The 18,820-nt window shown below is 52.2% G+C and carries 15 protein-coding genes; 5 read left to right on the top strand and 10 right to left on the bottom strand.

The annotated features are described in order from the left end of the window. Positions 1-125: 125 nt before the first annotated feature. From SQ11_RS02115 to SQ11_RS02090, 6 genes are all read right to left on the bottom strand, one after another. Positions 126-971: a PEP-CTERM sorting domain-containing protein gene (locus tag SQ11_RS02115; RefSeq protein WP_041512421.1), complete on the bottom strand. Its 846-nt coding sequence runs from the start codon at positions 969-971 to the stop codon at positions 126-128. 967 nt (positions 972-1,938) lie between these two features. Continuing rightward, a complete protein-coding gene (locus SQ11_RS02110; RefSeq protein WP_041512420.1) occupies positions 1,939-2,784 on the bottom strand; it encodes a PEP-CTERM sorting domain-containing protein in 846 nt (281 codons plus the stop codon). Between the two features lie 466 nt (positions 2,785-3,250). Further along, on the bottom strand, positions 3,251-4,258 hold the full coding sequence (locus tag SQ11_RS02105) for an SGNH/GDSL hydrolase family protein (protein ID WP_041512419.1): 1,008 nt from the start codon (positions 4,256-4,258) through the stop codon (positions 3,251-3,253). A 152-nt stretch (positions 4,259-4,410) separates the two neighbouring features. Further along, entirely contained in the window at positions 4,411-5,196 is a 786-nt protein-coding gene (locus SQ11_RS02100) for a long-chain N-acyl amino acid synthase (protein WP_198140774.1), read from the bottom strand. Between the two features lie 452 nt (positions 5,197-5,648). After that, positions 5,649-6,431 (bottom strand): inositol monophosphatase, encoded by a 783-nt coding sequence (locus SQ11_RS02095; RefSeq protein WP_041512418.1) that lies wholly within the window; start codon positions 6,429-6,431, stop codon positions 5,649-5,651. 3 nt (positions 6,432-6,434) lie between these two features. Continuing rightward, positions 6,435-6,992, bottom strand: a complete 558-nt coding sequence (locus SQ11_RS02090; RefSeq protein WP_041512417.1) for a thioredoxin family protein — start codon at positions 6,990-6,992, stop codon at positions 6,435-6,437. A 224-nt stretch (positions 6,993-7,216) separates the two neighbouring features. Between SQ11_RS02090 and SQ11_RS02085 the strand changes: the two genes are divergently transcribed. The 5 genes from SQ11_RS02085 (at position 7,217) to SQ11_RS02065 (ending at position 13,565) form a co-directional block, all read left to right on the top strand. Further along, positions 7,217-7,984 (top strand): 16S rRNA (uracil(1498)-N(3))-methyltransferase, encoded by a 768-nt coding sequence (locus SQ11_RS02085; protein WP_041512416.1) that lies wholly within the window; start codon positions 7,217-7,219, stop codon positions 7,982-7,984. Positions 7,985-8,064: 80 nt separating this feature from the next. Then, positions 8,065-9,405 (top strand): amino-acid N-acetyltransferase, encoded by a 1,341-nt coding sequence (argA, locus tag SQ11_RS02080; RefSeq protein WP_041512415.1) that lies wholly within the window; start codon positions 8,065-8,067, stop codon positions 9,403-9,405. 141 nt (positions 9,406-9,546) lie between these two features. Then, entirely contained in the window at positions 9,547-9,819 is a 273-nt protein-coding gene (locus SQ11_RS02075) for an oxidative damage protection protein (protein ID WP_041512414.1), read from the top strand. Between the two features lie 95 nt (positions 9,820-9,914). Continuing rightward, positions 9,915-12,002 (top strand): polyphosphate kinase 1, encoded by a 2,088-nt coding sequence (gene ppk1 / locus SQ11_RS02070; RefSeq protein ID WP_041512413.1) that lies wholly within the window; start codon positions 9,915-9,917, stop codon positions 12,000-12,002. A gap of 12 nt (positions 12,003-12,014) precedes the next feature. Continuing rightward, entirely contained in the window at positions 12,015-13,565 is a 1,551-nt protein-coding gene (locus SQ11_RS02065; RefSeq protein ID WP_052493929.1) for a CYTH and CHAD domain-containing protein, read from the top strand. A 172-nt stretch (positions 13,566-13,737) separates the two neighbouring features. On the opposite strand, the gene fba is transcribed toward SQ11_RS02065, so the two are convergent. From fba to gap, 4 genes are all read right to left on the bottom strand, one after another. Continuing rightward, positions 13,738-14,802 carry a class II fructose-bisphosphate aldolase gene (fba, locus tag SQ11_RS02060; RefSeq protein WP_041512412.1) on the bottom strand — a complete coding sequence of 355 codons (1,065 nt, stop codon included), beginning with the start codon at positions 14,800-14,802 and terminating at the stop codon, positions 13,738-13,740. A gap of 67 nt (positions 14,803-14,869) precedes the next feature. Next, on the bottom strand, positions 14,870-16,324 hold the full coding sequence (pyk, locus tag SQ11_RS02055) for a pyruvate kinase (RefSeq protein ID WP_041512411.1): 1,455 nt from the start codon (positions 16,322-16,324) through the stop codon (positions 14,870-14,872). A 170-nt stretch (positions 16,325-16,494) separates the two neighbouring features. Further along, positions 16,495-17,673 carry a phosphoglycerate kinase gene (locus tag SQ11_RS02050; RefSeq protein ID WP_041512410.1) on the bottom strand — a complete coding sequence of 393 codons (1,179 nt, stop codon included), beginning with the start codon at positions 17,671-17,673 and terminating at the stop codon, positions 16,495-16,497. A 135-nt stretch (positions 17,674-17,808) separates the two neighbouring features. Next, positions 17,809-18,810 carry a type I glyceraldehyde-3-phosphate dehydrogenase gene (gene gap / locus SQ11_RS02045; RefSeq protein ID WP_041512409.1) on the bottom strand — a complete coding sequence of 334 codons (1,002 nt, stop codon included), beginning with the start codon at positions 18,808-18,810 and terminating at the stop codon, positions 17,809-17,811. Positions 18,811-18,820: the final 10 nt, after the last annotated feature.

Raw genomic sequence — 18,820 nt, 5'->3', positions numbered from 1 at the left:
GTCCGAGATTGATAAATGAGCGGTCAATCGCCAGATTTAGGATTATTGTGACAGGCAAAAAAAGCGCCCACCAGGGTGGGCGCTTTTGTTTCTGGCTAAGCCTATTATTATGGTATTGCGGTTGATCAGGCTTTGCGGCGGCGGACTGCTGTGCCTAAGCCGAGAAGACCGATGCCGACCAGTCCAAGTATGCCGGGTTCGGGGATTTGAGTGTCGCCACGCAAATTAGCCGTACCTTGAAAGCACCACGCTCCTGCCTGAGCCGTCCCGTTCTGGCATCCGTTGGCAAGACCATGCAATTGATCGAAGGGATTCAGGACTCTGTTGTTAAATGAACTGGTCAACACAATGTCGGTAGGATTGCCCGCGGCATCCAGAACACCGTTTGCGTCGAGATATGAAATTACCGCAGCTTCGCCGGGACCCGTTACATCAAATAAACCGAAACCCGTACCACTTGCGGTTGCACCAGTCAAGACGCCGCCGCCATTAACAACCGCCAGGGGATCGGCGATACCGCCGAGATTGCCGTGACCCGCCAGCGTTACCCATGGATTCCCGCCATTAAGCGCCTGGATGGTGGCGATATTGGTCGGCGAGTCCTGGCTCAGTAAATTGATAGGTGAAGAGTTGCTGAAAAAAACCGAAACCGTTGCACTGGTGAACTCAACATAAGAGGAGCTGAAGTTCTGTGAATCATTGAAGTGCGCGACATAAAACAACCCGCAATTGCCACTTCCATCGGCGCAATAGGTATTATCCCCGTTAAGCGTGGTGATGTACCCATAGGCGGTCGCGTTCTGTCCGTTCCCGGTGATAAGGGTTTGGGCAAGCGTGGCGGTTTCCAGGTGTATGTTAGTAGGAGCTGCTCCCAATGCTCCGAAATCAACACCGCCAACAACTATCGCAGATGCTGGAGCCGACGCGGCAATACCTATTGCGGCAAGAAGTGTTGTTATAGTTTTGTTCATTTTATGATCCTTAAAGGTTATAGAAGTAATATTATTGGTTCCAACCCCACCGGGGAATTTAATATCGGTGAATCTTTTGAGCTGCTACTTTCTTATAAGCAAACTCCGTGCCTGTTATTAAATTATTTATTAACATGATGATATATATGGAATAAATCATGCATAGCAAGGGGCTAGGTAAAATCCTATCGTCAGGTTTGTCAAAACCTGTGACAAAAGTACTGAACTTTGATAGTACCTTGGTACTAGTCAAATAGTCTTGAGAATTACCCCTAGTACTTATCTCTGATCCTCAGCGAAACGGGAGGCGCTCCCAGCTGAGTCTGCTGAATGTTTATCACGGTGACACAAAAAACGCCCATCATGGTGGGCGTGTCTGTTTCTGGTTAAAGCGTTACGGCGGCAACGGCGGTATTGCGGTGGGTCAGGCTTTGCAGCGGCGCCCCAATCCGAGAAGACCGAGCTGAGCAGCCCGAGTTTGCCAGGCTCTGGAATCCGAGCACATCCGGGTATATTCGATGTCTTGAAAGCACCAAGCTCCTGGGCGCTGCAATCATTGGCAAGACCATGCGCTAAGTTGAAAGAATTCAACACGGCGCTATCAAATGAACGGGTCAGCACAATGTCTGTGTGCACCACCTGCAGCATCCGACACCCCGCATGCGTTAAGGTAAGAAGCGGCCGGCAAGGTCGTCAGCTGACGCTACCGCAGCCTGGTGAAGCATCGTCCGCGGCACCTAGAATGGACGATAAACAGAAAAATAGGGAACTCGGCGACGAACGCGCCTTAGAATGGGCTACCGATCAGCTGTATTCAAAAATACCGGCAGTAGTACCTTAAAATCTTGGGTACCACTTCCTGTTCAGCGCTTCCTTAACAAAGTTTACTGTAGCCACATAAAAAAGCGCCCACCATGGTGGGCGCTTTTATTTCTGCTAAAGCCTGTTACTGCGGTATTGAGGCTAATCAGGCTTTGCGGCGGCGAACTGCTGCGCCCAATCCGAGAAGACCGATGCCCACCAGCCCAAGTATGCCGGGTTCGGGGATCTGGGTGTCACCGCGTATATTTGCCGTACCTTGAAAGCACCAGGCTCCCGGGGCAGCTGTTCCATCCTGGCAGCCATTGGCAAAACCATTCGCTACGTCGAAGGAATTCAACACTTCGTTGTTAAACGAGCTGGTGAGCACGATGTCCGTTGCACCACCCGCGGCATCCAGCACGCCGTTTGCGTTGAGGAACGAGATTACCGAGGCATCGCCGGGGCCTGTCACATCAAACAGCCCGAAACCAGTTCCGCTCAAGGTTGCACCGGTTAAGATACCGCCACCGTTAACAACTGCCAGGGGATCGGCGATACCGCCCAGATTGCCGTGACCCGTCAGCGTTACCCAGGGATTTCCGCCGTTAAACGCCTGGATGGTCGCTAAATTGGTCGGCGAATCCTGATTCAGCAAATTGATAGGGGAGACATTGCTGTAATAAACCGAAACGGTTGCACTGGTGAATTCGACGTAAGAGGGACTGAAGTTCTGCGAACCGCTAAAGGTCGCAGTATAGAACAGTCCGCAATTACCGCTGCCGTCGGCGCAATAGGTGTTATCGCCATTGACAGTGGTAATGTATCCGTAGACAGATGCACTTTGCCCGTTGCCATTTACGAAGGTTTGTGCGAGCGTAGCGGTCTCTATATGTGTACGGGTAGGATCTCCTCCCAATACCCCGAAATCAATCCCACCGACGATAATCGCCGATGCCGGAGCCGATGCTGCAATGCCTACTGCCGCAAGAACCGAAGTTATAGTTTTATTCATAATGTGACCCTCAAAAGATTAAAAGTAATTATTTGGTTCCAACTCCGCTGTGGGAGCTTGAATTCCCCGAGCTCTTTGCTACTCGGTTTTATATAAGCAAGCCTTGTGCCTAGGATAGATGTTTTTTATATAAGCTTATGATCTATAAATGAATTAAATAATACCTTAAACAATTTTGAGGTAGTTCTTTTATCAAAGTGTAAAAATACTCGACAAAAATTCCGAACTTTCCTGAGGGCTATCTTATAAGAACGCTTAGCGCTAATAGCGGGAATATCCTATAAGTCATTGATATTTAAATGATAGTATCGATTATTAATCGAAATATTTCGCAGATCTCTCGTATCCCGGTGTAAAAATACTCGACAAGAAAAATCAGACATTCTCTGCAACGGCATCAGGGCTTTCTTGAGAGTTCAGCGAGCAGTAGCTTGATCGCTCATCAAATGACCGTTACGGGTGATTATTACTTGGGTTGCAAGCTTTTAAACATGGCTTGTCCATAGTAATTATGGATAAAGGTCGTGGGATGCATGATATCCCAGAAAGCGAAAGGCTGTGCTAAGGCGGCGGTCACATCGACATCCGGACAAGTCGTGGGATCTATAAAAAAACAACTTGCGGCCCCGGTTCCACCAGGAAGCGTTTCAAGGGCGGGCGGCATGGTAATGATGGGATTTTCGCTTTCGTTCAGGAGGTCTTGTGATACCTTGAACAGGTCGACGAGGAAAATCCTGATTCCTGGTAGTCTGGGCGTAAGCTCATTTAGGGCTTGAGACAGTAGCGCATTATGGCCTTCGGTGAGCAGCAGGAATTCCGCTCCCAGCCCTTTTTCCTGAATAAAGGGGGTTAAGCCCAAGTTAGGCAGATTTGGTATGAGGAAATTGCGTGCACCGAGGGAATGGAGCGTTTGTATGGCCTTAGTGATGTTTGCCACAGTATTAGCGGGCGAAGGTGGACTCATTCCTGCTTCCAGGCCCAGTAGATAGTCATTCACCCCCGTCCAAACCGTGTATAACGCAGTGTCTTTGGCTCGTTTGCCTTTTAATGCTTTGCGGAATAATTCTATTTGACCGAGCGCTCCCGGTACATAAATCCCTCCGGGCATCTGGTTCAAGTAGCCTGACGTCGACCCCCCAAACGCAAAGTTGATGCCTCCTTGAGCGGGAAGATTGATATTGGAAAGAAAAGGGTTAAGCGATGCGCTGTCGTTACCTCGCAACAGGCGCCATAGATATTCGACCGCAACCGGACCATTGGAGAAGCGCCCGTTGTAGTATGTGCGGTGGGGACTCTCTGAAGGGGGGATAGGCGGATCAATTCTCTGGACTCTGGTAAGAATAATATCGTTACCGGTGTCAGACAAGCTATCGCCAAATACATAAAGCGTGTCGTATTTGGGTGGTGCAGCCCAAACGACAGGCAGCGAAAACACTGTTATCAGCAGCACACATGCGCTGAGTATCTTTCTCATTCCACCCTCCACCTATGATTTTTTGCTTCGGGGTATCTCCAGGATCTTATTGTAGAGACGTGGAATGTAGAGAGCAATCAAAACTATTTTCCCAAGCTACAAGCGGGCGAATTTAGATTTCCGGCCATAAAACAAGCCCGTGGCACTGCGGCTCAGTTGTTGTACCATTGGAGTTTCCGCGCTAATCCTATTTCCTCATGCCGCGAAAAGAAATAGGGATAGAGAGACTTTTCGCCAGATTTGCACGAGCCAGCCAAGGAAGCAATCTGGGCGTCCACATAATCCAGCTCAAGGTGCATCAATACCGCCGGCGCCTGGACACGCCGGCAGGTTCGTTCCTCTCCGATCTGGCGAAGTCCGAGCATACGTTTGTAGAACCCTGCATGACGCGGGTTGACCTCGATAAACAAGTCTGTCGCTTTATGAATATTGCGCCCAAAAATGTAAGCAAGGTGAAAAAGTGAAGCCAGCATTTCTTTTGAGCTGTACTCGGAATCTATAGCGAGTTTTGAGAGTTCGCAGACTTTTCTACCCCCTCCACGAAAGCTATTGATTTCCTGCTCGTAAAGCTCGTCCGCGAGCAGACCCCTTTCGGAGTCCATGCCCAGCGTTAACGTCCCGAAAATTTGATGCTCGCTGGATGCCTCGAGCGTCAATTGGTTGATGTTATTCAGCATCGCCGCTGCGGCGGTGTCCGTATGGTAACCGCGCCACGAGTACATGCGCTCAATAAGCATGCCGGCTCTGGCGCGTTGTCTGGGTGTATCCACCAAGCGAATATGGTAACCACTGCGCTTCAGAACAAATTCTTCATCGGGGGTTTTGTCGAAGTGGCGCTCAATCGACGAAGAGTGTGGTATAGCGTAGTTCTCGCTGATTCCCGCCGGGAAGTGAGAGCGGATATTGGGGTGCAGATATTCTTTAGTATTTAGTTGCATGTCAGAGGGTCCAGAGATTTAGTAGACATAGGTCTCTTCCGGGATGCAATACCTGAGGTGTATGGGGTATGCACGCAATTTCAGTATGGCCACCGTTTCCCCGATAGATGAATGTATGAGAACTGACCGGGCTGCACTCACCATGGGAGGACACTTGCTTGGTTGCCACGTCGTGAAGTGTTCTTGCTTGAGCTAACCGAATTCGTTGCCCTACCATTAAGCACAATCCATGCCACAACATTCATCCATTAATAATCATAAAGTTATTAGTTATGCCAGATAGATTTTGTCTCCAAATTCGACTGTTTATTGTCGCTTTAAAAATAACTATATGTTTATGAACTAAATTTTTTGTCGTCAAAAGGAGACAATTTTGGTCGGGTTTATTGACAACTACCCGATGAAACGGATATTCAGGAAGGGAGAATTGGAAGGCGATAAAAAAGCGCGATTTATCGATGCGCCCGCACCCAGTCGCGCCATTGGATAAACAGCCCTGGATCGAGTGCAGCGATGGCCGAGCGTTGCCAGAGCGGCTCCGCCCAGAAATCGTCCTGATCGAACCCGCACATGTGCCCACCCGCCTCTTGCAGAATGAGACTGCCTGCGGCGTAATCCCACAGTTTTTGTCCCCCATGCAGAGAAAGATCAAATCTTCCGGCGGCGGTGTAGCACCATTCCAGTGCACAGGAGCCGAAGTTGCGTTGGGAAGAGAACGGCCGCTTGGTGCAGACTCCCTCCGCAAGTTTGGCGCTAAGCCGCTTCAAATCCACGTTCGCCATCGCGCTTCTGAGTAGCGGGACATGTTCTTTGATCGGCAGCTTTTCGCCGTTGAGATAGGCCCCGCCGCCTTGCTCCGCGTAGAACATTTCGTCCGCGACCGGGTTATAGACCACACCAAGAATGCTTCTTCCCTGCCGCATCAGTGCCACCGAAACGGCAAAATAGGGTAGGCCATTGACAAAATTAGAGGTACCATCTATCGGATCCATGCACCACAGTCCGGCATCCCCTGCAAGCCACTGGTCGATTTGCTCCTGTTCCGTCATCTCTTCTCCCACCACGGCACCGGGGCAAATTTTTCGCAACTCGCACGACAGCGCTTCCTGCGTGGCAAGATCAGCTTCGGTAATCAGGCTGCCATCAGCCTTTCGCTGGCGCGCAACTCTTAGGTACCGCGGCACAATCTCCTGTTGTGCAACCGCCCTAATAGCACTAATGACCGCATCCAGCACCTGTTATTCCGTCCGCCATTTGATCGAACAACCGATGCTGGGGATCTGATCATCAGGCCCGCGCCCGGTTTTCACGACCTGAAGCATGCCTTCGAACAGGTCGCGGCGGGCGTTAACCGGCGCGGCCTCCTTGCGGGAGGCATCCAGCCGACCGCGGTACTGTAGTTCAAGTTTGTTGTTAAACCCAAAGAAATCCGGTGTGCACACCGCGCCATATGCTTTCGCTACCTGCTGGGTTTCATCCCACACGTAGGGGAAAGGAAAATCGTGTTCCCTTGCTATCCGTACCATGTTATCGAATGAGTCCTCGGGATAGTCGGCAGGATCGTTCGACATGATGGCGATGGCACCTATACCATGCGTCCTCAATTCTCTTACGTCGCGGACAATACGATCCCGGATCGCCTTTACATAGGGACAGTGGTTGCAGATAAACATCACAAGCAACCCCCTGTCACCCTCTACCGAGGCCAGCGTGTAGCGTTTCCCATCTACACCTGGTAAATTAAAATCTGGCGCCTTCCAGCCGAAATCACAAACAGGCGTTTCCAGGCTAGCCATGTCTCTCCTCCCATATAAATGACAAAAAATGCTTTCGATACATCCATGCCGGGCGAAAAATGCCAAGTGGAATCAGCACGGATAAGATCTTAACTTACCGTATATAATTGAAAGCCAAACACTGAGATATTCTTGAATAGCGCGTCCGGACAATATTCACATTCCTCGGAGTGCTGTTATATTATCATGGGGGACTGATTATTGATTGCCGTGCTCTGGAAACGATGGCACTTCCCCGTTTTTACTGTCCTGAACCGATTATCGCGGGGCAGATCATCAAGTTACCCGCTGGCGTCGCACACCATGCCTTAGGCGTATTGAGACTGGAACAAGGCGATAAATTGATTTTATTTGATGGTAGCGGGGGCGAATTCCAGGCGACTATGGCGCGTATTGGCAAAGGCGGTGCGACAGCGGCGGTTGAAGAATACCTGGAAATTGAACGTGAGTCGCCACTTGCCATCACGCTTGCACAGGCTATATGTGCGAATGAAAAAATGGATTGGATTGTGCAGAAGGCCGTGGAACTGGGCGTTTCACGTGTTCAGCCTCTCGTCACAAAGCTGAGCACAGTAAAACTTTCGGGCGAGCGAGCGGAAAGACGCATAAAGCATTGGCAAAAAATAGTGGTTTCAGCTTGCGAGCAGTGCGGGAGAAATCGCGTGCCGCAAGTGTTGCCGTTGCTATCATTATCCGGCTGGCTCGGTTCGCAGATGGATGAGCGGAGAAATTTAAGTAATGGAGCTCCGCCCAATCCATGTTTTATGCTCTTGCCCACTGCCCGGAAGGGATTGCATGATTTTCGCGAACCCGCCGCTATTACTGCTTTAACTATAGTAGTGGGGCCGGAAGGCGGTTTCACGCCTGAGGAAGAGGCGGCCGCTCTGACGACCGGTTTTATTCCGATACGCCTGGGTCGGCGCATCCTCCGTACAGAGAGCGCCGCATTGGCAGCAGTTGCGGCGATACAGGCACTATGGGGTGACTATTGATTCCGCCGCACCTGGATCGCACACAGCTTGAGGTATGCGCCTATCAAGACCCGGGATTTACCGATATATAAAGTGCAAGCATGAAACCTGACGCCGACTTTGTAAGCTGGTTCCGTTCAGTGGCACCTTATATCAACGCGTTTCGCGGCAAGACCTTCGTCGTTGCTTTCGGTGGCGAAGTGGTGGCTGATGGAAAGTTTGTCGAGCTGGTTCATGATCTCAACTTGCTGGCGAGCCTCGGTGTGCGGCTGGTGCTGGTGCATGGCGCGCGTCCGCAGATCGAAGCGCGATTGAATGAACGCCAGCTTCAGACGGCATATGTTAGAGGAATGCGCGTCACCGATGCCGCCACGCTGCAATGCGTGAAAGAATCGATAGGGCGCGTCCGCGTCGAAATTGAGGCTCTGTTGTCGATGGGATTGCCAAACTCACCCATGGCCAATGCCGATATTCGCGTCGCCAGCGGAAATTTCGTCACGGCCCGCCCGGTGGGCGTGATCGAAGGTATTGACCTGATGCATACCGGCGAGGTGCGCAAGGTGGATATTGCGGCTATCCGCTCGCGGCTGGAACAGGGTGAGGTGGCGCTGCTTTCGCCACTGGGATATTCACCCACTGGTGAGATTTTTAATTTGACCCTCGAAAACGTTGCGGCTGAAGCGGCAATTGCGCTCAAAGCTGAGAAGCTTATTTTTTTGATGGACACCGCAGGCGTAGAGAAGGAATATGGTAGTGGCGCAGAGCCACCACTGCTACGCGAACTGACCGTCGCCGAGAGCAAGGCGTTGCTCACGAACCTTGCAAACAAGAACACCCAACTTTCCGATGACGCCCAGCTGTACCTGCCTTTCGCCGTAAGCGCCTGCGAAGGTGGCGTATCGCGTGTCCACCTCATCAGCCGTCATGTGGATGGTGCCATGTTGCAGGAATTATTCACTCATAGCGGTATCGGCAGCATGATATCGAAAGGGCCGTTGCAGAACCTGCGGGAAGCAGGAATTGAAGATGTGGGCGGTATCCTGCAATTGATTGAACCGCTCGAAATCGATGGTACGCTGGTGCGGCGGAACCGCGAACTGCTGGAAATGGAAATCGATCGCTTTGTCGTGGTAGAGCATGACGGCATGATCGTAGGCTGCGCCGCACTCTACCCTTTTCCCGACGACAAGGCAGGTGAGCTTGCATGCCTCACCGTCCACTCCGATTATCGAAGTACCGGATGCGGCGATGCGTTGCTCAAGAACATTGAGACGAAGCTCCGGTTGCAAGGCGGTAAAAAATTATTTGTCCTCACCACTCGGACCGCTCACTGGTTTGTCGAGCGGGGTTTTATCGAAACCGGTGTAGCGGAATTACCAAAAGCCAAACAGGGACTCTACAATTATCAGCGCCGTTCCAAGGTATTCGTCAAAGAAATATAATTACGCCGATTGTTTTCTGCGGCAAGTCACTATTTCGGCATCCACTGGTCGCGTTCATTGATGGTATGCTGCCGTGCGTGGTTTACGCGATAGCACGAAGTAGCCATAATGAGCTCACAATTTCTTATCTGGAGACCATCAATGGCAAGAGTCGTTAAATGCATCAAACTCGGGCGAGAAGCAGAAGGGCTGGATTTTCCGCCTTATCCGGGTGAGTTGGGAAAGCGTATTGCCGATAACGTATCAAAAGAGGCGTGGGCAGGGTGGATCAAACACCAGACCATGCTGGTCAATGAAAACCGCCTGAATCTTGCAGAAATCAAGGCCCGTAAATATCTGGCCGAACAGATGGAAGCCTATTTTTTTGGAACCGGGGCGGAACAGCCTGCGGGCTATGTGCCTCCCACGAAATGACAAAGGGCAGGGAAGAATGGCCGCGTCCTTTGCATGGACGGCAAGCCCGCCATTCCGCCTATTTCTAACTGAATCCGCGTAGAACAACTTTTTTTATGCCAAATCTCCCAACCGGCAGCCAGTTTCTCAACCGCGAACTCGGCCAGATCGAGTTTAACCGGCGGGTTCTAGCTCAGGCCGATAATAAAGACAATCCTCTTCTGGAGCGGCTGAAATTTCTTTGCATCGTCAGCAGTAATCTCGATGAGTTTTTCGAGGTTCGCGTCGCCGGGTTAAAGGAGCAGATCACTCTGGATACGCACGGTTTCGGACCCGATGGCATGTTGCCGCAGCAGGTATTCAAGCAGGTCGCCGAGCACGCTCATTCGCTGGTGGCGCGCCAATACCAGTTATTGAATCAGGAGGTCCTGCCCGGACTTGCAAACGAAGGTATCCGCTTCCTGCGCCGCGCTGCCTGGAATGATGCCCAGTGCGAATGGATCAAGGCTTTTTTCTTTCGCGAACTGATGCCTGTGCTCACTCCCATAGGCCTTGACATCTCGCACCCTTTTCCGCGAGTACTCAACAAAAGTTTGAATTTTGCAGTCGAGCTGGAAGGCAAGGATGCTTTCGGGCGCAGTTCCGGAACAGCTATCGTGCAAGCCCCCCGGGTATTGCCGCGCGTAATTCTTCTGCCGAGCGAGATCAGTACCTGCGAATATAACTTCGTATTTCTGTCATCCATTCTGCATGCCCATGTGGGTGAATTGTTCTCCGGCATGAGCGTGCTGGGCTGCTACCAATTTCGTGCCACCCGGAATAGCGACTTGTTCGTGGATGAGGAGGAGGTTAAAAATCTGCGCATCGCGCTGCAGGGAGAATTGCCTCAGCGCCATTTCGGCAACGCGGTACGGCTGGAAGTGGCAGATAACTGCCCGCAACACATGGCGGATTTTTTGCTAGAGCAGCTCGGCCTTTCGCGCGATGACTTCTATCAAGTGGAAGGACCGGTGAATCTTGTACGGCTGATGCAGGTGCCTGACCGCATTGCGCGTCCCAATCTGAAATACTCCCCCTTTATTCCCGGTCTGCCGCTCACGCTGCAAAAGAAAAAGGCCGCCGACATTTTTCAGATAATTCGTAAAAACGATGTTCTCCTGCATCACCCGTATCAATCGTTCCAGCCAGTGATTCACTTCATTCAACAGGCCTCGACGGATCCCGACGTCGTGGCAATCAAACAGACGGTATACCGCACGGGAACGGATTCATTGGTCATGATGGCGCTTATCGCCGCGGCAAGTAGCGGTAAGGAAGTCACGGTCGTGGTGGAATTGCTGGCGCGCTTCGATGAAGAGGCCAACATAAACTGGGCCAGCCGTCTGGAGGAAGTCGGCGCACATGTGGTGTATGGCGTGGTGGCTCACAAAACCCACGCCAAGATGGCAATGGTAGTACGGCGCGAAGAGGGCAAACTCCGGCGTTATGTGCACGTGAGTACCGGTAATTATCATCCCAGCACTGCCCGGCTTTACACCGATTTCGGTTTGTTTACCTGCAATGAGGAAGTCTGCGCCGATGTGAATGAAGTCTTCATGCAATTGACCGGTCTCGGCAAGGCGGGAAAATTAAAGCATTTATGGCAGTCTCCCTTCAGTTTTCACAGCCAGATGCTGGTCGCTATCGATAAAGAGGCGCAGAACGCCAAAGCGGGAAAACCCTCGCGTATCATCGCTAAAATGAATGCGTTACTTGAGCCGGAAATTATTAAAGCGCTTTATGCCGCTTCAGGCGCGGGGGTAAAGATCGATCTCATCGTTCGCGGTGTGTGCGCCTTGCGCCCCGGCATTGCGGGATTATCGGAAAACATCCGCGTGCGTTCGATAATTGGACGCTTCCTTGAGCACACCCGAATTTTCTATTTCCGAAGTGGCGGCGCCCATGCTATGTATCTTTCCAGCGCCGACTGGATGGATCGGAACTTTTTTCGCCGCATTGAAATATGCTTTCCTGTCCTGGAGCCCAAGCTGAAAAAGCGTGTGCTCGTCGAAGGTTTGAATATATACCTCAAGGACAACACACAAGCATGGGAAATGGACAGCGACGGTAATTATCGTCTCAGGCTGGCCCGTGCAAGCAAAAAATTCTGCGCCCAAGAAGTTCTGCTGACGGAACTGGTGGCAGCGCAGCAGACCGAGGTGTAGAGCGCGGGGCTCATGCCTACCGAAATCGAACTCAAATTGCGTTTGCCGCCGGCCGCTACCGCCAGGTTGCAGCGCAACCCACTGCTGAAATCCTTAAGTATTTCAAATTCCGTCACGCGGAAACTTTACAGCATCTACTATGACACGCCTGATTTTGCTCTCAGGCGCAATGGAATCGCACTGCGGTTGCGCCGTGAAGGCAAGCAGTGGGTGCAGACTATCAAGGGTGGAGGCAGCGCCGCAGCGGGATTGCATCAGCGCGACGAGTCGGAAGCGCCTGTGCTGAAGGCGCGACCCGATTTCACCAAAATCTCCGATCCACAGCTTATTAAACTGATTAGTACCGCCAGTTTGCGTGAGCAACTGCATCCGGTGTTTACGACGGTGTTCAACCGCCATACGCGCATACTGCGCCTGCCTGACGGCGGCGAAGCGGAGTTCTGTCTCGATCGGGGAACGATTGTCGCCGGTGATATCAGCACGCCAATTTGTGAAATTGAACTGGAGCTGGAATCGGGGAGTCCGTTGCCATTATTCCAGCTTGCGCAGGATCTGCTGCACGACATTCCCCTCAGGCTGGAAAATGTCAGTAAAGCAGAGCGTGGCTATGTACTGGCTTCCGGCTCCGGTTCTCCGCCGCTTAAGGCCCAGCCAGTCCAACTTGCGGCCGAAATGAGCGTCAGTGAAGCGTTCAAAGCGATCACATGGAATTGCCTCGGTCATTTGCACAGCAACGAAGCCGGTATGCTGGATGGAAGCGATATCGAATACCTGCATCAAATGCGTGTTGCTTTGCGCAGACAACGTTCGGCCTTGAGTATTTTTTCCAGGGTATTTTCCAAGACAGCATTTTTACCCATCGCGCAGGAATTGAAGTGGCTGGCCGGGCAGTTTGGCCCGGCGCGGGATTGGGATGTATTCGTCAAGGAAACATTCGCTGCGGTTTACCCCGCCTTTCCCAATCATCAGGGCATGGTGGCGCTGCGCGGAAAGTGTGAGCGACTGCGCCGCCATCACAACGATACTGCGCGTAAGGCCATAGAATCCAGGCATTATACGGAATTGATGTTGAAGCTGGGTGCGTGGTTATGCACGGAATCCTGGCTCGCCCAGCCGGATCTGGCGGCATCCGACAATCCGGCTGGCAGATCTGATGTACCAGTGAGAGAATTCGCTGGAACGCTATTGGCGCATCGCCATCGTCAACTGAAGAAATACGGTAAGAAACTGGAGAGTCTCAGTGTACCGGAATTACACGCGTTGCGCATCGTCGCCAAGAAACAACGTTACGCCGCCGAGTTTTTTGCCGGATTCTTTCCGCATAAGGAATCCACCAAACGTTACATTCAGTCTTTATCCACGCTTCAAGATATTTTGGGCGCAATGAACGATACTGCCGTTGTCGAGCGCTTGCTGAGCGAAGTATCTATTACCAGAGATGAAAGTGGGGAGCATGAAGCAGCCGGCATCATACGGGGCTGGAGTGCGAGCCTGGCACTGATAAAGAAGCAGGAACTGAACGCCGCCTGGAAACATTTCCATAAAAATGACCCATTCTGGTAAATGGTGCTTGTGCCATGCAGCCGTCAATGGGAGGCATGCGTTGTCCATCCACCGGCAGGTCTTATTTCGGACAAAAAAAGGCGGTCGATGTTGACCGCCTTTTTGTATATCCGGACTTCCGTCACCCTTCATGGGCCGAAAGGGAAGTATCGCCTGGATCAGTTTTCCCTACTTATTTGATAACGGCCTTCAACTCACCCTTGGCGTATTTGTTTGCCATATTGTCCAGCAGGACAGGTTTGATCTTGTCGGCCTGGCCGGCGCAACCAAATGCTTCGAAGCGTGCCTTGCAAATATCCTTCGCCGCAGCGGTTGCATCCTTGAGAAATTTGCGCGGATCGAACTCGCTCTTGTTTTTGGCAAGATGGCGGCGGATCGCACCTGTCATGGCGAGGCGGATGTCGGTATCGATATTGATCTTGCGCACACCATGCTTGATGCCTTCCTGGATTTCCTCCACCGGGACGCCATAAGTTTCCTTCATTTCTCCACCATATTCGCGGATGATATCGAGCCACTCCTGCGGAACAGAACTGGAACCGTGCATGACCAGATGAGTATTGGGAATACGCTGATGGATTTCCTTGACGCGTTCGATAGCGAGAATGTCTCCAGTTGGCTTGCGCGTGAATTTGTATGCGCCATGAGAAGTCCCGATGGCAATGGCCAGCGCATCCACGCCCGTTTGTTTGACGAAGTCCGCCGCCTGCTCCGGGTCGGTCAGCAGCTGATCGTGCGATAGCTTTCCTTCGGCCCCATGGCCGTCTTCCGCTTCACCCATGCCGGACTCGAGCGAGCCCAGACAACCCAGTTCGCCTTCGACGGAAACACCCACGGAGTGGGCCATCTCGACCACCTTGGCGGTGACCTCAACGTTGTATTCATAGGATGATGGCGTCTTCGCGTCCGACTCCAGCGAACCGTCCATCATCACGCTGGAAAAACCGCTACGGATGGCGTTAATGCATACCGCCGGAGAAGCACCGTGATCCTGATGCATAACGACGGGAATATGCGGGTAAGACTCCACCGCCGCTGCAATCAGGTGGCGCAGAAAAGCTTCACCGGCATATTTACGGGCACCGGCGGAACCCTGCATGATTACTGGGCTGTTGCATTCATCGGCCGCCTGCATGATGGCCTGAATCTGCTCCAGATTATTTACATTGAAAGCGGGCAGACCATAGCCATTTTCCGCCGCATGATCCAAAAGTTGACGCAATGATACGAGTGCCATTTGAGCCTCCTCTAAGTTAGAATCTGTATAGGGTGAATATCATGTAACCATAGTTCTGACACGTTACTCAGATTTCATGCTTCACCGACGCCTTTCTGTATTCTCCCACCTTGACGATCTTCATGGTATTGGTGCCGCCCGCCTTGCCCACCGGTTCGCCGATGGTCATGATGATCAGATCGCCATTGCGTACCACGCCCCGCTTGAGCAGTTCGTTTTCCGCATGATTCAGGATGATCTCGGGATCATTCGAACCCCCGCCGAATTTTATCGGATAAACACCGCGAAACAAGGTCATCTTACGGCGAGTATCCTCTTGCGGGCTTAAAGCAAATATAGGTACATTAGAGCTTCTACGTGACATCAGCAATACTGTTCTGCCGCTCTGTGTAAGCGCGGCAATGGCGCGGAGTTTCAGACCACCGGCAGTGAACATGGTGGCGCGAGCGATCGCTTCCTCAATGGTGTCCGGAAGCCCGCCCTGAAGCCGGCGAAGTTCGCTGCTCGCCAGATATTCCTTTTCCGCTTCAAGACAAACCCTGGCCATGGCCGCAACGGATTCGACCGGGTACTGTCCGGCAGCGGACTCCGCGGACAGCATTACCGCGTCGGTGCCGTCCAGCACCGCATTCGCGACATCGGATACTTCGGCACGGGTAGGTACCGGACTGGTGACCATTGATTCCATCATCTGCGTAGCGGTGACCACCAGTTTATTGTTGGCGCGTGCCGTGCGGATCATGCGTTTCTGCAGCGCCGGTACCACCGCGTCGCCGACTTCCACCGCAAGATCACCACGTGCTACCATAATGGCATCGGATGCCTGCAAGATATCATCCAGCGCCAGAATGGCCTCGGATCGCTCAATTTTTGCCATCAGTAAACTTTTGCCACCCGCTTCCTGCATCACTTCGCGTGCCCAACGCATATCCTCTCCCGAACGCGGGAAGGATACCGCGAGGTAGTCCGCCTTGAGCGCCGCAGCCGTCCTGATATCTTCCACGTCCTTGCTGGTCAACGCGGGGGCGCTGAGTCCGCCGCCTTTGCGGTTGATACCCTTGTTGTTGGACAGCACGCCGCCCTGTTCAACCACGCAATACACCCGGGGTCCCTTGACATCGGAGACGCCGAGCACGATACGGCCATCATCCAGGATGAGTGTCGCACCCGTTTCGACGTCATTGGGAAGCTCTTTGTAATCCAGCCCCACCCGTTCCTGATCGCCAAGCGTACATTCGGCGTCGAGTATGAATTTGTCGCCGGTCTTGAGCGCGATTTTTCCTTTCTCAAATTTGCCAATCCGGATTTTTGGTCCCTGCAAATCCGCCAATACCCCCACGGCATGGCCTGCAGCGCGTGCCAGCGAACGCGTCAGTTCGGCACATTCGATGTGCTCCTCTCGGGTGCCATGAGAGAAGTTGATACGTACTACATCCACACCGGCATTTATCATGCGTTCCAGAACCTTGGGATCCCGGGATGCAGGGCCAAGCGTAGCAACAATTTTTGTTCTTCGAATCATCCTAAATCCGGTAGTTGTAGCAAACTGACTCAAGAGTAAAGGCTACACAATATAAAAAATCTTTGTCGACCATGGCGCCGAGCTTAAAAATGAATCAAGAACAAGTGCCGCCTACCTGCTCCAGGAGCATTTCCGGATAGGTGCTGCGCATCGGTTTTACCCGGACAAAATCAGCGTGCACGCTGCTCGAGTATTTCCACGGCAGGCAGTTTCTTGCCTTCCAGAAATTCCAGGAAGGCGCCGCCCGCGGTGGAAATGTACGATATCTTGTCATAGATACCGTATTTTTGGATCGCGGCGATGGTATCGCCCCCACCCGCCAGGGTGAATGCCTTGGTATCGGCAATTGCCATGGCGATGGTTCTGGTACCGGAGCCGAACTGATCAAATTCGAATACGCCAACAGGGCCATTCCATACCACGGTGCCGGCTTTCATGATGATATCCGCCAATTCTTGGGCGCTCTTTGGACCAATATCGAAGATCATCTCATCATCGGCGACCGAATCGGCGTCTTTCAATATTGCGGGTTCGTTGGCATCGAATTTTTTTCCCACCACGACATCCACCGCGATAGGAATGGACGCCTGGCGTTTCGCCATCTTATCCATCAACGTCTTCGCGGTTGGAACCAGGTCGTCTTCGCACAAGGATTTTCCGGTATTCTTGCCGGCAGCTTTGAGGAAGGTATTGGCGATGCCGCCGCCAACCACCATCTGATCCACTTTCTCAGAGAGAGACTCAAGCACGGTAAGCTTGGTCGAAACTTTCGAGCCTCCAACGATGGCGACCATGGGACGCGCCGGATTCAGTAGCGCTTTGGTCAGTGCCTCCAGTTCTTCCGTCAGCAAAATACCGGCGCAAGCAACCGGGGCATACTTGGCAATACCATGGGTCGAGGCCTCAGCGCGATGCGCTGTGCCGAAGGCATCCATCACAAATACATCGCACAACCTGGCATATTTTTGCGCGGTTTCATCAACATTCTTCTTTTCGCCTTTGTTGATACGGCAGTTTTCCAGAACGACCAACTCCCCTTCTGCGACCTCAAATCCGCTATCTACCCAATCCTTGATCAGGCGTATGGGTTTTCCCAGACGGACCGCGATATTATCGGCAACCGGCTTGAGTGAATTCTCCTCGGACCACACGCCTTCTTCGGGGCGGCCCAGATGCGAAGTCACCATGACCCTGGCCCCTTGTTTCAGACAGTGATTGATGGTGGCCATGGAAGCGGTAATACGCGCATCGGATGTAACCTTGCCGTCTTTAACAGGTACATTCAGATCGGCGCGAATGAATACACGCTTGCCTTTAAGATCGAGGTCGATGACTTTGATGACAGACACGGGAAGCTCCAAATTTGTGCGGCATAAGGACGGCTTGCGCGCAATTCCTTATGCCTGGTCGAAATGAAAGTGGAAGATGGAAAGAGGATCGGGCGAATTTTTTATATTCCGCCGATTCCAGACACGTCACAATAACTATTTGGCAGCGGCAACACGGACCATTTCCAGAATCTTGCTGGAGTAACCCCATTCGTTGTCGTACCAGGAAACAACCTTTACGAAACTGCCATCCAAAGACATGCCGGCCTCCGCGTCAAAGATGGAGGTACAGCTTTCACCCCGAAAATCGGTGGAAACCACTTTCTCATCGGTATAACCCAGTACACCCTTCATGGATCCCTCCGATGCTTTCTTCATGGCGGCACAGATTTCCTCGTAGGTGGCATCCTTGTTCAATTCGACCGTAAGGTCGACCACCGATACGTCGGAAGTCGGTACGCGAAAGGCCATGCCGGTAAGTTTCTTGTTCAGTTCGGGAATAACCGCGCCCACCGCTTTGGCCGCGCCGGTCGAGGACGGGATGATGTTTTCGAGTATACCGCGTCCTCCGCGCCAATCCTTGTTGGAAGGTCCATCGACAGTCTTCTGCGTGGCGGTGGCGGCATGTACGGTAGTCATCAAGCCGCGCTTGATACCGAAGGTGTCGTTCAATACCTTGGCGACAGGGGCAAGACAGTTGGTGGTACATGAAGCATTGGAAATGATGGGTTGTCCAGTATATGTTTTATCATTCACGCCATAAACAAACATGGGTGTGTCATCCTTGGACGGCGCTGACATGATGACCTTCTTGGCACCGGCCGCAATGTGTTTCTGGCAAGTTTCCTTGGTGAGAAAAAGCCCGGTAGACTCAATGACAATATCGGCACCTACCTCGTTCCACTTCAGTTCAGCCGGATCCTTGATGGCGGTCAGGCGGATCTTCTGACCGTTGACGACCAGAGTGTCACCTTCGATAGAGACATCGCCCTTGAAGCGGCCATGCACGGAATCGTGTTGCAGCATATAGGCCAGGTAGTCTGGTTCAAGCAGATCGTTAATCGCGACGACTTCGATGTCTTTGAAATTTTGTATCGCCGCACGAAATACCATGCGTCCAATACGGCCAAACCCATTGATACCGACTTTAATTGTCATATTTTCAACT

The sequence above is a fragment of the Nitrosospira sp. NpAV genome (assembly GCF_000832065.1).
Lineage (GTDB): Bacteria > Pseudomonadota > Gammaproteobacteria > Burkholderiales > Nitrosomonadaceae > Nitrosospira.
Note: the sequence above shows the minus strand (reverse complement) of the source record. Positions and strands in the feature narration are given on the sequence as shown.